2 tRNA genes are annotated in these 255 nt (G+C 58.8%); both read left to right on the top strand.

The window, feature by feature from the left end:
- Positions 1 to 76: transfer RNA gene (locus N8H71_RS28735), tRNA-Gly, on the top strand.
- A gap of 104 nt (positions 77 to 180) precedes the next feature.
- A tRNA-Glu gene (locus N8H71_RS28740) sits at positions 181 to 253 on the top strand.
- Positions 254 to 255 lie beyond the last annotated feature (2 nt).

The following is a 255-nucleotide window of genomic DNA, read 5'->3' on the forward strand; positions in this document are numbered from 1 at the left end:
GCGGGAATAGCTCAGTTGGTAGAGCACGACCTTGCCAAGGTCGGGGTCGCGAGTTCGAGTCTCGTTTCCCGCTCCAATTTTAAACAGCAACGCTTCAGGGCGGTGCTGAGTGAAACCAGAACCCAATCTTCGGAGGCGGATCTGGACACCGAAACACACACCATGTGTTCCGGGTAGCGTGTCCCCTTCGTCTAGTGGCCTAGGACACCGCCCTTTCACGGCGGTAACAGGGGTTCGAGTCCCCTAGGGGACGCC

This window comes from Pseudomonas koreensis (assembly GCF_025447595.1).
In the GTDB taxonomy this organism is placed as follows: domain Bacteria; phylum Pseudomonadota; class Gammaproteobacteria; order Pseudomonadales; family Pseudomonadaceae; genus Aquipseudomonas; species Aquipseudomonas koreensis_H.